The sequence below is a fragment of the Pseudomonas oplopanacis genome, from assembly GCF_057128725.1.
Genome location: NZ_JBSKHV010000014.1, coordinates 87,451 through 101,963, shown reverse-complemented (window position 1 = coordinate 101,963; position 14,513 = coordinate 87,451). Strand labels below are relative to the sequence as shown.

Here is a 14,513-nt window from a genome sequence, read left to right as displayed (position 1 = left end):
CTACACGTCTTTAACGCCATCCACCAGCCTCACCCTGTGGCAGTCAGAGGGCTCAAGTTTTTGACCGTTCGATGAGCGAACCTCGACCGGCATCAGCGGCTGGCCCAACGCGTTATCCCGCAGCACAGAACGCGTCTCCTGGGGTTGGAACAGAAAACGTTCGCCCCACTGCCTGATACTGACCACCACCGGAAAGATCTCCCGTCCTTTTTCCGTCAGCACGTACTCCTTGTAGGCGCTGCCATCTGACGCCGGTCGAATGTCGAAGACCCCGACCTCAACCAATGTTTTCAGGCGCGACGCCAGAATGTTTTTGGCCACGCCCAGGCTCTTTTGAAATTCGCTGAATCGGCGAATGTCGTCAAATGCGTCGCGGATGATCATCAGCGACCAGCGATCTCCGATGGCCTCCAGCGTTCTGGCGACCGGGCATTCGCTGCCTTGCGGTGAAGCGTCTTCGACCATTTTTTTTGCCCTTCCCAAATTTTGGCTTTGCTCAGTCTACTCAAAAGACTGGTTGCAATTTGAAACCTGATTCAGCAACAATCGAATCCAGTTTTTAATTGAAACCAGTTTAGCGCCATGGAGGTGTGCATGACAGCAGATGCCGACTTAATCACCAAACGCCTGTCCACGCAGCCTGCGGGGCTTTCTCCGTTTCTCACGTTATTGTTTTCTGTCACCTGCGCGCTGGCCGTCGCCAACGTTTATTTCGCGCAGCCTTTACTCGATTCAATGGCTCAGAGCCTGGGTGTGGCTTCATCCATGATCGGGGTTGTGGTGACGGCCACTCAGGTCGGTTACGCGCTGGGGTTGCTGTTCATCGTGCCGCTGGGCGATTTGGTCAACCGCAAGCGGCTGATTCTTTCGCAAGTATTGCTGTCTGCGGTGGCGCTCGCAGCGGTCGGCGCAGCACAGCAATGGCTGGCCCTGTTGAGTGCCATGGTCGTGATGGGTTTGTTGGCCGTGGTCGTGCAGGTGCTGGTGGCTTATGCCGCCGTGCTGGCAACGCCCTCACAACGCGGGCATGCCGTGGGGACGGTCACCAGTGGCATTGTTCTGGGCATTCTTCTGGCGCGGTTTACCTCTGGCCTGATTGCAGACATCGCGGGCTGGCGCGCCGTGTACTTTGTGTCCTCAGGGTTGATGCTGACCCTCGCGGCGGTGCTGTGGCGAGTGGTGCCGGTCACGGCGTCGCCAAGGCATGACGAGTCCTACCTGACGCTCATTCGTTCCCTGTTCAAACTGTTCATCACCGAACCCGCGTTGCGTGTCAGGGGCCTGTTGGCCCTGCTGATCTTTGCCGCTTTTTCCGTTCTGTGGACCGCCATGGTGCTGCCGTTGAGCGCCCCGCCGCTGTCGCTTTCACACACGGCCATCGGCCTGTTTGGCCTGGCCGGCGTCGCCGGTGCCCTGGCTGCCAGAAGAGCCGGTCGCTGGGCCGATCAAGGTCTGGGACAGCGGGTGACCGGTATTTCGCTGGCGCTACTGACGTTGTCCTGGTTGCCCATTACGTTTGCCGAGACGTCGCTGATCGCGCTGGTCTGCGGCGTGGTCCTGCTCGACTTCGCGGTGCAGGCCGTACACGTCACCAACCAGAGCATCATTTTCGCTGCACGACCGGACGCACAGAGTCGGATGGTCGGCGCTTACATGTGTTTCTACTCGGTCGGCAGCGCGCTGGGTGCCGCTGCTGCGACACAGGTGTATGCGTTATGGGGATGGGTGGCCGTCAGTCTGTTGGGCGCCTTGATAAGCGTGACTGCCTGGGTTGTGTGGTTTGTCACGTTGCAGCGGGTTTCACAGCGTCACTAAAAAACCCGCTGAACGTTAACGTCCAGCGGGCTGTTGCGTACTCCGAATGAGTGGTCTTGTTTTTCACAGAGCCATGTCAGCCGGTGCCTTTTCCTTCACTGGCGTGCCCTGCTCTTTTTCAGCCATCGGCGTAGCGACTTGACTGATCTCAGGTGGAGGCATCAGTTGAAGGATCTTGGCGGTATAGGCCCACTCTTCAGCCACTTTCGCCGGATCGTCGTTAAGTTGGGTACCGTAGCTCGGAAGAATCTGGTGCAGTTTCTCCTGCCAAGCGGGCGTCGCGACTTTGTCTTTGAACACCTTCTGCAGCAAGCTCACCATGATCGGTACGGCGGTCGACGCACCTGGAGAGGCCCCCAGCAATCCGGCAATGGTGCCGTCCTGGGACGTAACAATCTCCGTGCCCAGTTTCAGGACACCACCGGCAGCTTCGTCACGCTTGATCACCTGCACGCGCTGGCCTGCTTGCCACAAGTGCCAGTCTTCGGCTTTGGCGTTGGGGAAGTATTCCTTCAAGGCATCGAGTCGATCCTCGTCCGACAGCATCAGTTGGCCAGCCAGGTACTCGACCAGTGGATATTGTTTGATGCCGACGCGAGTCATCGGCCACACATTGTCCGTCGTGGTCGTACTCAGCAAGTCCAGAAAGGAGCCCTGCTTGAGAAACTTGGTACTGAAGGTTGCGAATGGCCCGAACAGGATCAGGCGCTTGCCGTCCAGCACGCGGGTATCCAGATGCGGAACCGACATGGGTGGCGCCCCTACCGATGCCTGGCCGTAGGCCTTGGCCAGATGCCGCTCGGTGATGGCCGGGTTTTCTGTCACCAGGAATGAGCCGCCCACTGGAAAACCTGCATATTCCCTGGCCTCGGGGATACCCGATTTCTGCAACAGCTTTAGCGCGCCACCCCCCGCACCGATGAACAGGAACCTGGCATCAGTAACGGTTTGGCTCCCGTCCTTGAGGTTTTTGTAGCTGACGCGCCAACTACCGTCCTCGTTGCGGGTGATGTCCTGCACTTCGCTGGACAGCTTCAGGGCAAATGTCGGCGAGGTTTGCAGGTAACCGACCAGTTGGCGGGTCACTTCTCCAAAATTGACATCGGTACCATTGGGGTTCCACGTGGCCGCGATTTTTTGCTTCGGATCACGCCCTTCCATCATCAGCGGAACCCACTTTTTGATCACGGCCGGGTCTTCGGAAAACTGCATACCGCGGAACAACGGACTAGCCTGCAATGCCTCATAACGCTTTTTCAGAAAGCTGGCGTTGGCATCGCCCCAGACGAAGCTCATGTGCGGGGTGGAATTGATGAACGAACGCGGGTTTTTCAACACGCCTTGCCTGACCTGCCACGCCCAGAATTGTCGGGTCAGCTGGAAGCCTTCATTGACTTCAACGGCCTTCGAGATCGTGACTTTTCCGTTCTCGTCTTGCGGTGTGTAGTTCAACTCGGCCAGTGCCGAATGGCCTGTACCCGCGTTGTTCCAGCCATTGGAGCTTTCCAGGGCGACACCGTCGAGGCGCTCGACCATCTCCATCGAGAGCCCCGGCTCCAACTCATTGAGCCAGACGCCCAGCGTCGCGCTCATGATGCCGCCACCGATCAGCAGTACATCAACTTTTCTGGCCTCTTCGGCGTGCGAATGCACAGCGCCAAAAGACAGGGTTAAACCGGCAAGTATGTGTCTCAGCTGTTTCGTGTTCATCTTGTGCTTCTCCCGCAGAGTTACGGTCATCCTTACCGATCAGTTAGCTCTATCGTTGGTGATAGGTGGTAAAGACCTGGTGAGAAGCTTCAAGATCAAGCATCACGTGAGTCCAGGAGCTCGATTGGGTTCTATGCTCGGCACCCAATGAAATCAGGGTAACGAGGATTAAAGAGTCCTGTTTGGGTGTTTGCTTTGTTTTTGTGCCAGATTGCATTTAAATCCAGCCAAAAGACATCTGCCTCCTCGGCAGCGGCCTCAAATGGTGGTGTTGACAGGTCCCTGTGGCGAGGGGGCTTGCCCCCGTTGGGCAGCGAAGCGGCCCCAAAAGATGGGCCTGCTGCGCAGTCCAACGGGGGCAAGCCCCCCTCGCCACAGGATGTGTGGTTACACGGACGGTTCTATTTTATCCAGCACGCCGTTCGCCGTGATCTCGGCCACCATGATGCTGTTTGAAATGCCCAGCAAGGCGTAGCGTGCCTCCCCCTCTAGATGATCCACCAAGTGATGGACCATCACGTCGATCGAGGCCAACGTCTCGACCAAAAACACGCCCAGGGTTCTTACCCGTAGGCGATGGCGCAAGGCGTTGTAGCCTCCGAGTGGTAACCGAAGGCTTCATTTAAACGCGGACGACTTTTCTTGTTTAAGCCAGCCTGTCGACTGAACACGCGGCGTACCTGAAACCGGAAAACCTCGCATAAATAACACAAAATAATCCGCGCCACCGGGCACCCGGAATAAGAGCTGCTACGCTTCAAACATTAACTTTCGCGCTTTCCAACACACTGGCGCACACCCTCTCTGCAGGCTGATGGAACAGCCGAATGATCAGATCCTGCGCCCAAACGAAACCACTTCGTTGAGCAAAGGAGTGATCATGCCGCCCCGTAAAAACACGCCCGCCGACAACAAGTCAGGGCAATCGCAAGACGACGGGGAAGAACGGGTCTTTTACTCACGCAAGGAACGTCTGTACGCCGGCGAGCAGTTACGCGCGCGTCTGCCGCACGCCCTTCACGCCGAATGGAAACCCGCGCGCAAGCACCGCGACCCCATCGCGCTCCTCGAAGAGTCCAACCGTTATCGACTGCCCAACCTGGTGCCCGTGCGCTACGGGCGCATGCTGGCCAGTCCCTTCACCTTTTTACGCGGTTCTTCCGGGTTGATGGCGCATGACCTGGCGACGACCCCAACCACTGGTTTTCAAGTGCAGGCGTGCGGGGATTGTCACCTGATGAACTTCGGGTTGTTCGCGACACCTGAGCGCAATCTGATCTTCGACATAAATGACTTCGACGAAACCCTCCCCGCCCCTTGGGAATGGGATGTCAAACGCCTGGCGATCAGTTTTGCCGTGGCCGCCCGCGACAACCGCCTCAGCGATAAAGCGGCAAAGGCCAGCGCCGCCGAATGCGTGCGCGCCTACCGCGAGTACCTGCGCAAATTCTCGAAGATGAGCCCGATGGAAGTCTGGTACGACTGCCTGGATGCCCAAGCGATCGTCGACATGGCACCCAATGCCGAGATCAAGAAAATCCGCGAGCAACTAGTCGCCAAGGCCAAGCTGCGTGTTGGCGATTACCTTTATCCCAAAATCAGCGGTGAAGTCGGAGGGCGACGGCGCCTGATCGATCAACCGCCGATTCTGTTTCATGTCTATGAAAAAGGCTTCGTGCGCAACGTCCATCTGGCGCTGCAGGATTATCGGTTGTCGCTGCCCCATGAACGGCGCGTGCTGTTCGATCGTTACCGTCTCGAAGACATTGCCGTCAAAGCAGTCGGCATCGGCAGTGTCGGTACTTATTGTTTCGTCGGCTTGTTCTTTTCCGCAGAAAATCACCCGTTGCTCCTGCAATTCAAGGAAGCCTGCCCCTCGGTACTCGCACCCTATGCCGGCAAGAGCGAATACGAGAACCAGGGGCAACGTGTCGTCACGGGGCAGCGTCTGATGCAGTCGTCCAGCGACATCTTTCTGGGCTGGACACGCGGCCAGAACGGCCGCTATTACTTTGTGCGTCAGTTGCGAGACATGAAAATGTCAGCGCCCATCGAAGGCATATCCGCCGCTCGATTGAAGATGTACGCCGAGTGGTGCGGTCTGACCCTGGCCCGCGCCCACGCCAAGTCCGGGGATGCGGCGCTCATCAGTGGCTACCTGGGCAAGACAGATTCCTTCGATCAGGCCATCGGAAAATTTGCCCTCACCTATGCCGATCAAAACGCAAAAGACCATGCCACGCTGGTGGCCGCCGAGAAATCGGGGCGGATCATTGCGTTGAGAGAAGAAGAGTTATGAGGACGCGTTTGCCGTAGGGCGCGATATTGTGCGTCTGTCACGAATAGCCAAGCGACTGTCGTCGAATGAAAAGCGCCCCCGATTCGGGGGCTTTTTAATGGGAGTCATAAAAAAGCATCTGGCGCTTGAGCCCGTCTGATCGCCCACAAGGCGAACACGATTGCTCCGCCTGAGCCACGAGTGGCCTGGTGCACTCAGCAGAGAATAACAATATGAAAATCGTGAAAAGTCTTCTGGCTGCTTCACTCCTGATGACACTGGCCATTGATGCGCAGGCCTATGTATCGAGTCAGCAAGCTGCCGAACTGGGCGCCAACCTGACGCTGGTCGGTGCTGAAAAGGCCGGCAATGCCGATGGCTCCATCCCGCCTTATAACGGTGGCCTGACCACTGCCCCCGCCAGTTTCAAGATCGGCGACAGCATGCGCCCCGATCCCTACGCGCACGAGAAACCGCTGCTGGTGATCAATGGCCGCAACGTTGATCAGTACAAGGGCATGCTGACCGCCACCACCATCGAGTTGGCCAAGCGTTACCCCGGTTACCGCATCGACGTGTACCCGACCCACCGCACCGCGTCGTTGCCGCAGACGGTGCTGGACAATAGCCGCAAGAACGCCACTGCCGCCCGCTCTCTCAACGGCGGGATTGCCTTCGACAATGTATTGCCCGGTGTGCCGTTCCCGATCCCGCAATCGGGTGCCGAAGCGATGTGGAATTTCCTGCTGCGCTACCAGGGCGTCAACATTCATTCCAAGTACGACTCTTGGAACGTCGACTCGGCGGGCGTGCCAAGCCTGGCCGTCACCGGCGAGGCCTTCGTCTCCTTCCCGATCTACGAGAACCTGTCGAAGCCCATCAACAACTCCGACCTCTACTACCAGCTGAAGCTGTCCTATACCAGCCCTGCGCGGCGCGCTGGTGAATCGATCATGCTCAAGAACGCCACCAACCCGCTGCAGCGTCCCGGTCGTGCCTGGCAGTACATGCCGGCCCAGCGCCGGGTCAAACAGATTTCGATCCTGGCCTACGACACACCGAACCCAGGTACCGCCCGCGCCCTGGAACTGTATGACTGGACGCTGGTGGGCAAGCAAGAAATGATCGTGCCCTACAACACCTACAAACTGACCTACGCGCGGGATGCCAAGTCGCTGACCACCCCCAATTACCTGTCCCCGGACTTCGTGCGTTGGGAGAAACATCGGGTCTACGTGGTGGAAGGCAACCTCAAGCCCGGCGCCAGTCACATCTACCAGAAGCGCCGTTTTTACCTGGATGAAGACACCTGGGCCGCTGTCGCCTCCGATCAATACGACACGAGTGGCAAGCTGTACCGTGGCTCCTTCGCGTTCCTCAGCCAGAGCTATGACGAGCAGGTGCCGGATGCCACGCCGTTCATGACGTACGACCTGTCGCGCGGCACCTACAACATCAATGGCGTGGTGGGCCCGCATGGCGGGATTCGGTATATCGAACCGCTGTCGACGGCGCAGTGGGTACCGGAGTCGATGGCGGGCGCGGGTATTCGTTAATTGGCGGGGGTTTCAGGGAGCGATTGTCGAGTCATCTGCAAGCGCCAGGCTGGATGACCTCATCAGCGAACTCGCCAACAACGCCTCCAACCCCATCGGCTTGGCGAAGTAGTAACCCTGGGCCTGCCCGGCGCCTATTTCGCGCAGCAGGTCCAGGGTCGCTTCATCCTCGACACCTTCGGCGACCACACTCAGGTCCAGCGATTCGGCCATCCGCACAATCGCCCGGACGATGGCGCGGCTGCGTGCACTGGTGGTGAGTTCGAGGATGAACGATTTGTCGATCTTCAAACCGCTGAAACGGTATTGATGCACATAGCTCAGGGATGAAAACCCTGCGCCGAAGTCATCGAGTACCACCGACATGCCGTTGTCGGCCAATTGCTGCATGGTCAGGCGGGCGATGGCCGGCTCAGCCACCAGTGCGCCTTCGGTCAATTCCAGACAGATCCGCGAGGGCGCGACTCCGTGCCGCGCCAACAGGGCAAGCACTTCACTGGCGAAGTCCGGACGCGTCATGCTGTAGCTGGAGCAATTGACGTGCACCGCAGGCCAATCGGCATGTTCGGGCTGTGCAAGGATCACCGCAACACTGGTGAGCATGTACAGGTCCAGTCGACCGATCAGGCGCAACCCCTCGACATCCGGCAAAAATTCGCCCGGCGCGATCACCCGGCCGCCCGGCTGATGCCAGCGCACCAGCGCTTCAAGGGCGACCAGTTCGCCGGTTTCAACGCTGACAATCGGCTGGAAATACGGCAGCAGTTCGTCAGTGCGTTTCAGCGCGTTGCGCAAGGCCCCTTCCCGCTCGACCTGGTCCGAGACTTCACGGCGCACTTCCTGATTGAACACCGCGTAGCTGTCACGCCCGGCGCTCTTGACCCGGTACATCGCCGCATCGGCGTCGCGCAGCAAGTCGGCCGGCTCGTGATGGAACTGACTGTCGGCGCTGACGATACCGATGCTGCAGGACGAAAACACTTCATGGCCATTGATGAAAAACGGCAGGTCGAACGCCACCAGAATCCGTTCGGCGATTTCGATCACCACCTCCAGCGAGGCCTCAGGCGCCAGCACCGAAAACTCATCGCCACCCAGGCGCGCCAGCATGTCGGTTTCGCGCAGGCAACCGCGCAGACGCTGGGCGGCCTGCATCAACAGCAGGTCGCCGAAGTGGTGGCCAAGGCTGTCGTTGACCATTTTGAAACGGTCGAGGTCGATGAACATCACCGCCAGGTGCCCGCCAGCGCTGCCGAACTCCGACCAGGCCTGGCTGAGGCGCTGTTGCAGGTAGGTACGATTCGGCAGCCCGGTCAGCGCATCGTGGGAGTTTTCGTGTTGCAACTTGGCATTGGCGTGATCGAGCTCGCGGGTGCGGTTCTGCACCCGGGCCTCCAGTTTGAGGTTGGCGGCATGTATCGCCTCGGCGGCCGTACGGCGTGACAACGCGGTGTCGATGTGCCGCGACACGAACGTCAGCAGTTCCTGGTCCCGCAGGGTATAGCGCACCTGCGAGGTGTAGCTCTGCACCGCCAGTACGCCGCGCACCACATCGCCATCGAACAACGGAATGCCCAGCCACGAGTAAGACCTCACAGACTGATTGGCCAGCTCGATTTCACCGTTCGCCGCCAATCGTTCAGCTTCGCCGACGTTGATCAGGCAAGGTCGGCGCTGACGGATAACGTACTCGGTCAAGCCCCGGCAGCCACGGCGTGCCGGTGGGCAGATGGTCTGGCGCTCATCGACGTAATACGGAAAGGTCACTTCACTGATCGCGTCATCAAACAGCGCGATATAGAAGTTTCGCGCGAACAACAGATCACCGACGATGCCATGCAAGGTTTGAAACAGCTCAGCCATGTCGCCGGGCTGGCTCGACAGTTCGGCAATCTGGAACAGCGCGCTTTGCAGATGCTCGGCGCGCTGTCGGTCGGCCACTTCCTGCCGCAACGCGTCGTTGACGGCCGATAGCTCCAGGGTGCGCCGCATCACCGTCTCTTCCAGGTCTTCGCGGTGCAGAATCCGGTCCAACGCCATGGCCACGTGGCGGGCCACCACCAGAAACAGTGCGCGATCTTCTGCGCTGTAGGTTCGGGAAACGTCGTAGACCTGCATGGCCAGCATGCCAAAGACGTCGTCCGAGGCGTTTTTCAACGGTGCGCCCATCCAGAACTCGGGACGATCACCTACGCAGTAAAAACGGTTCTCGGCCTGCGCCGCAAGAATGCCGGCGGCGTCGATCAGCAACGGCTGGCCAGTGGTCAATACCTGGCCGGTCAACGACAGGTGCGAAGGGTCGAGGTATTCATAGTGCTGGGACTCCACGGCATCCACGTCGATGATGTCGACGTAATACGGGTAGTCGATCTTGCCGGTGTGCGGGTCATACAGTGCGAGATAGAAGTTCTCGGCGTCGATCAGGCTGGCCAGCAGCTGGTGAACCCCCACCAGAAACACCGAGCGGTCGCGGGTCGAACTGGCCAGGTAGGTAATTTCATACAGCACACGCTGAGTGATCTGCGCGCGGGCCAGGGTATTGGTCTGCACCTGAATGCCCAGGCGCAGGGCAAAATCGGCGAGCGCCGGTTCCGCGGATTCGTTCAAGGGGGCGAGTAACCAGCCCAATACGCTTTCGCCTTTACCGGTCGGCCAGCGGTGCAAGCGCTGGGTCTGGCAAAAGGCGTCGAAGTCTTCATTCGCCACGCTCGACGGCCACTGCGCCTGCGGGTCGCCCTGCCCGACCAGATGCATTTGTTCACCGGCGCGGTAAACCGCCCACGCGGTGGTGTGCGCCCAGTGGCGCGCCGGGTTCAGCAATTGCTCGATGGTGTCCTTGTTGCCAGCGTAGGTCATGCCGACCGTATCCAGATGTCCATTCAGTTGAGATGCGACAACGTCGCAATCGTTCGATTGCCGCGGGGCGTCGGTCAATGGACGAACACTCATCAGCGCTCCCTGAGCCAGTAACTGGCGATACTCACTTTCTGATTGCTGGCAATATGCCGGTTATCTTCCCGTTTAAAGCTAATGGGAGTTTTTTTCAATCGTTTTATTTTTTGATCACTCTAAATGTACGACCGGCTCACACCAGCAGCTCAGTAATCCACCGGGCCTGCCGGGCGACGTCTTGCAGTTTGTCCTCGGGTACGGCCTGCCGCGCACGGGCGAACTGGGTCAACGTCTTCTGTTTCTCGCGCAGCACACGCTGCCACTTGGCCAGGAATTCAGGGTTGCGTGCCTGCATCTGCAGCGGGCCGAAGTACAGCTCCTCGGCGGTGTACAGCACCGGGCCGGCGCGCTCGGCAACGATGATTTCGTAGTCGAAGCGATTTTCCCGCAGCAGTTCCTCGCAGAGAATGCGGTAGCCATTTTCCATCAACCATTGGCGCAGTGGCTGCTCGCCGCCGTTGGGTTGCAGGATCAAGCGTTCCTGCCCGCTCAGGCGCGCCTTGCCGCTGTCGAGAATGTCGCGAATCGTCTCGCCGCCCATGCCGCAAATACTGATCGCGGTGATCCCGTCGCCCGGCTCGATCGCCGCCAGCCCGTTGGCCAGGCGCACGGTGATCCGCGCGTCAAGGTCACTCTCGCGCACGGTGCGTTCGGCCGCGTGGAACGGCGTCAACGCCACCTCACCAGCGACTGCCGCCGCGATGGCGCCACGGCGCATCAACGCGACCGGCAAGTAGCCGTGATCCGAGCCGATATCCGCCAGTCGCGCGCCGGCGGGCACATGGGCCGCCACGCGTTCCAGGCGCATGGACAATGTCTGTTCGTTCAACTGTAGATCCCTTTACCACGAATGTCCGGCACCGTTGGCCGGATCGGGACGCGATTGTGTCGGGCAACGCCGCGCATTACAAACTCCGGCGACAGGGGCCATGGTTTGACCCGCCATGGCCCCGGCGAACGTCTTTGGTTAAACCGCAAATCTCGCCACCAGACCGTTGAGTGAAACGGCCAGGCGCGACAGTTCCTGGCTGGCAGCGCTGGTTTGAGTGGCGCCGGCGGAGGTCTGCGACGCCAGCTCGCGAATGTTGGCGAGGTTGCCATCCACTTCCCGGGCGACTTGCGCCTGCTGCTCGGCCGCACTGGCGATCACCAGGTTGCGCTCATTGATCTGTGTGAACGACGAAGCAATCTGATCCAGGGCTTGCCCCGCCGCCTGAGCCACTTCCAGGGTGTCGCGAGCGCGGGTATTGCTGCCTTGCATCGCATTGACCGCCTGCACTGTCCCTTGCTCGATGGCGGTGACCAGTTGCTCGATTTCCTGGGTCGAGCGCTGAGTGCGATGCGCCAGGCTGCGCACTTCATCGGCGACCACCGCAAAACCGCGACCGGCTTCCCCTGCCCTGGCCGCTTCGATGGCGGCGTTGAGCGCCAGTAGATTGGTTTGCTCGGCCACCGTGCGAATGACATCGACGACCTGGCTGATATCGCGTACCCGGCCCGCCAGGTTTTCAACCTCGCCGGCCGTGGCCGTGACGCCGCTGGCCAGTTCGACAATCGCGTCGACGGTCCGCAACACCTGCTGCCGGCCTTGCTGCGCGGTCAGGTCCGACGCCCGGGTGGCATCGGCCGTGGAGCTCGCATTGCGGGCGACGTCTTCCGCGGCACTGGTCATTTCGTTGATCGCCGTGGCCGCCTGCTCGATCTCGCCATTTTGCTGGTGCAGCCCACGGCTGGCGTCTTCGGTCACGGCGCTCAACTCTTCGGCCGCCGACGCCAGTTGGTTGGACGACTCGGCAATGGCCATGATGGTGTCGCGCAGATTGCCCTGCATGGTGACCAATGCCGTCATCAATCGCGCGGGTTCGTCAGAGCCGATCACCACGGTGCGGGTGGTGAGGTCGCCGGTCGCCACCGTTTCGGCCAGCCGAACCGATTGCAGCAGCGGCAGGACGATGCTGCGGATCAAGCCGACGGCCACGACGCATGACGCCAGCGCGACGATCAACAGCACCGCGAAAACGCCACTGCGCGCACTGTTGAAGACGTCGACACTGTGGGCGGCAGCGCCACTGGCGCCACGGTTGTTGAATTCGACCAGGTCGGTGAGGGTCTTGCTCAACGCATCCGCACGCGGGTTCATCTCACCATTGATCACGTCCCGCGCTTCGTCGAGTTGATCCTTGCGCGACAAGTCGATCACTTTGGCCTGTAGCGACATGTAGGCCGTTGCGGCAGCTTTGAAGCGCTCGAACATCGCCCGGTCTTCATCGACAATAACGGTTTTTTCGTAGTGCTCCATCGCTTTTCGGGTTTCGGCCTTGAGCGCTTCGATCTTGCTGTAGTTCTGCTCAAGGGTCTGCGGGTCGCGACTGATCATGACGCGCAGGGTCAGCGCACGGATACGCTGAACGTTTTGCGCGCCTTGACTCAAAGCCATCACCCCGGGTAGCCAATCCTCACTGATTTGCCGGGTGCTTTCACGCATGTCGTCCAGTTTGGATAACGCAAAGATCCCCATCCCGGCAGTCAACACGGCAACCAGGGCGAAACCAATCGAGGCACGCCACGCGATACTTATATTCCTGAGCATATTTTTCTTCTTGTCTGGTCGTCGAGCAGTGGGGTTAAAGCGCCGGCACATCACGACCGGGCTAAATTGCAGGCGACCTTATCTACGCGAGTGCTTTGTGGCCGAGCATTCATTCGACGACAATTTCTTTTCATTTCATGACAGATTCGCAGCATTAATTGGGGGTCATGCCGGGTGTGAATTTAGGTAGACCGCGGGTTCCGGATGGCGAGGACTTCGTCCTCGAACGCAGCCTCGCAGGCTCGTCAGCTGCTACAGATGCGGGGGCGTCGGGAAGGTTTTAACTCGCCTGCTATGCTGCATCCACCGTTCATTGACTCAGGTCTGAATCGTGGACGGTCGAATCCTGATAATGATTTTTCATATTTTTAGGCAGGCTCTGAATGACTCCACAGATCTTCCAGATTCACGGCCTCGTGAGTTTTACCCTCGCCATCCTCCTGCTTTTCCTTGGCAAAACCCTTGTCCAGCGCAACGCCTTGCTGCGCCAATACTGTATTCCCGAGTCGGTGGTCGGCGGCTTTGTCTGTGCGGCGGTGACGACCCTGTTTTATTTCGGCCTGAACATCGAGGTCGAATTTGATCTGGATGTTCGCGACACCCTGTTGCTGTATTTCTTTGCCGGCATTGGCTTGAACTCGGACATGCGCCAACTGCTCAAGGGTGGCGTCCCGCTGCTGATCCTGCTGGTGCTCGCGGGCGTGTTCATCGTCCTGCAAAACGCGCTGGGCATGGGTATGGCCGAGGCGTTTGGACTCGATCCCAAGGCGGGGTTGATGGTGGGGTCTATCTCCCTGACGGGGGGCGCGGGCACGACCCTGGCCTGGGCGCCGCTGTTCGTTGACAAACTGGGCATCACTAACGCGCATGAACTGGGCATGGCCAGTAACACCGTCGGCCTGATTGCCGCTTGCGTAATTGGCGGCCCGATCGCCAACCGACTGATACTTCGTCATCAACTGACGACTTCCGGGGATGGGACGCTGGAAGTCGGCGTCCTTGAACAACAACCCCACCAGTCAATGGACTACTACGATGTGCTCTGGGCCTGGATGTGGCTCAACCTGACCCTGATGCTCGGCTACGGACTCAACCTGTTGTTGGTCGATGCCGGCATCACCCTGCCCAAGTTCGTCAGTTGCCTGTTCGCGGGTATCGTCATTCACCACATCGTTCTCGCGGTGATGGATGAACAACGGCTGAAATCCTGGGGCGGTGCGCGTCTGGGCCTGTCGCTGATTTCGGATATCTGCCTGGGCATGTTTCTGACCATGGCGCTGATGGGGCTTCAGTTATGGCAGCTCAGCGGCGCGTTGCTGTTCATTCTGTGCGCCTTGAGCCTGCAAATCCTGCTGACGGTGCTCTACACGTACTTCGTGGTGTTCCGCTGTATGGGCCGTAATTACGAAGCCAGCGTGATTGCATCCGGGTTCGGCGGGATTGCCCTCGGGTCCACGGCGACGGCCATCGTCAACATGACGACGGTGACGCAAAAATACGGCGCGGCACATCAGGCCTTCCTGATTGTGCCGCTGGTGTGTGGCTTTTTCATTGACCTGGTCAATGCGGTGATCATTGGCCTGTTCAGCGGTATCTAGCGGCAGGCCCGGTT

At 59.4% G+C, this 14,513-nt stretch carries 9 protein-coding genes and 1 pseudogene; 4 read left to right on the top strand and 6 right to left on the bottom strand.

Annotated features, from left to right (window positions below; translation table 11 throughout):
* The gene (locus ACWKV5_RS23920; protein WP_483843262.1) at positions 1 to 465 is read right to left on the bottom strand and encodes a winged helix-turn-helix transcriptional regulator; all 465 of its coding nucleotides are present in this window, start codon (positions 463 to 465) and stop codon (positions 1 to 3) included.
* Positions 466 to 594: 129 nt separating this feature from the next.
* On the opposite strand from ACWKV5_RS23920, the gene ACWKV5_RS23915 reads away from it, so the two are divergent.
* A complete protein-coding gene (locus ACWKV5_RS23915; protein WP_483843261.1) occupies positions 595 to 1,815 on the top strand; it encodes an MFS transporter in 1,221 nt (406 codons plus the stop codon).
* Positions 1,816 to 1,878: 63 nt separating this feature from the next.
* Here the strand turns inward: ACWKV5_RS23915 and mqo are convergent, their stop codons facing one another.
* Positions 1,879 to 3,525: a malate dehydrogenase (quinone) gene (mqo, locus tag ACWKV5_RS23910; RefSeq protein ID WP_483843260.1), complete on the bottom strand. Its 1,647-nt coding sequence runs from the start codon at positions 3,523 to 3,525 to the stop codon at positions 1,879 to 1,881.
* Positions 3,526 to 3,912: 387 nt separating this feature from the next.
* Positions 3,913 to 4,086 (bottom strand): annotated as a pseudogene (locus tag ACWKV5_RS23905) (DUF6124 family protein); the annotation flags it as partial.
* A 562-nt stretch (positions 4,087 to 4,648) separates the two neighbouring features.
* Here ACWKV5_RS23905 and ACWKV5_RS23900 point away from each other — a divergent pair.
* Positions 4,649 to 5,824, top strand: coding sequence for a DUF2252 domain-containing protein (locus tag ACWKV5_RS23900; protein WP_483843319.1), 1,176 nt, complete (start codon positions 4,649 to 4,651; stop codon positions 5,822 to 5,824).
* A gap of 212 nt (positions 5,825 to 6,036) precedes the next feature.
* Positions 6,037 to 7,359, top strand: a complete 1,323-nt coding sequence (locus tag ACWKV5_RS23895) for a DUF1329 domain-containing protein (RefSeq protein WP_483843259.1) — start codon at positions 6,037 to 6,039, stop codon at positions 7,357 to 7,359.
* 12 nt (positions 7,360 to 7,371) lie between these two features.
* Here ACWKV5_RS23895 and ACWKV5_RS23890 read toward each other — a convergent pair whose 3' ends face one another.
* The 3 genes from ACWKV5_RS23890 to ACWKV5_RS23880 form a co-directional block, all read right to left on the bottom strand.
* Complete coding sequence (locus ACWKV5_RS23890) at positions 7,372 to 10,308, bottom strand: sensor domain-containing phosphodiesterase (RefSeq protein ID WP_483843258.1); 2,937 nt, start codon at positions 10,306 to 10,308, stop codon at positions 7,372 to 7,374.
* A gap of 136 nt (positions 10,309 to 10,444) precedes the next feature.
* Complete coding sequence (locus tag ACWKV5_RS23885) at positions 10,445 to 11,140, bottom strand: tRNA (adenine(22)-N(1))-methyltransferase (protein WP_483843257.1); 696 nt, start codon at positions 11,138 to 11,140, stop codon at positions 10,445 to 10,447.
* Between the two features lie 138 nt (positions 11,141 to 11,278).
* Positions 11,279 to 12,901: a methyl-accepting chemotaxis protein gene (locus ACWKV5_RS23880; RefSeq protein WP_483843256.1), complete on the bottom strand. Its 1,623-nt coding sequence runs from the start codon at positions 12,899 to 12,901 to the stop codon at positions 11,279 to 11,281.
* Between the two features lie 383 nt (positions 12,902 to 13,284).
* On the opposite strand from ACWKV5_RS23880, the gene gltS reads away from it, so the two are divergent.
* Positions 13,285 to 14,499 (top strand): sodium/glutamate symporter, encoded by a 1,215-nt coding sequence (gene gltS, locus ACWKV5_RS23875; RefSeq protein ID WP_483843255.1) that lies wholly within the window; start codon positions 13,285 to 13,287, stop codon positions 14,497 to 14,499.
* Positions 14,500 to 14,513 lie beyond the last annotated feature (14 nt).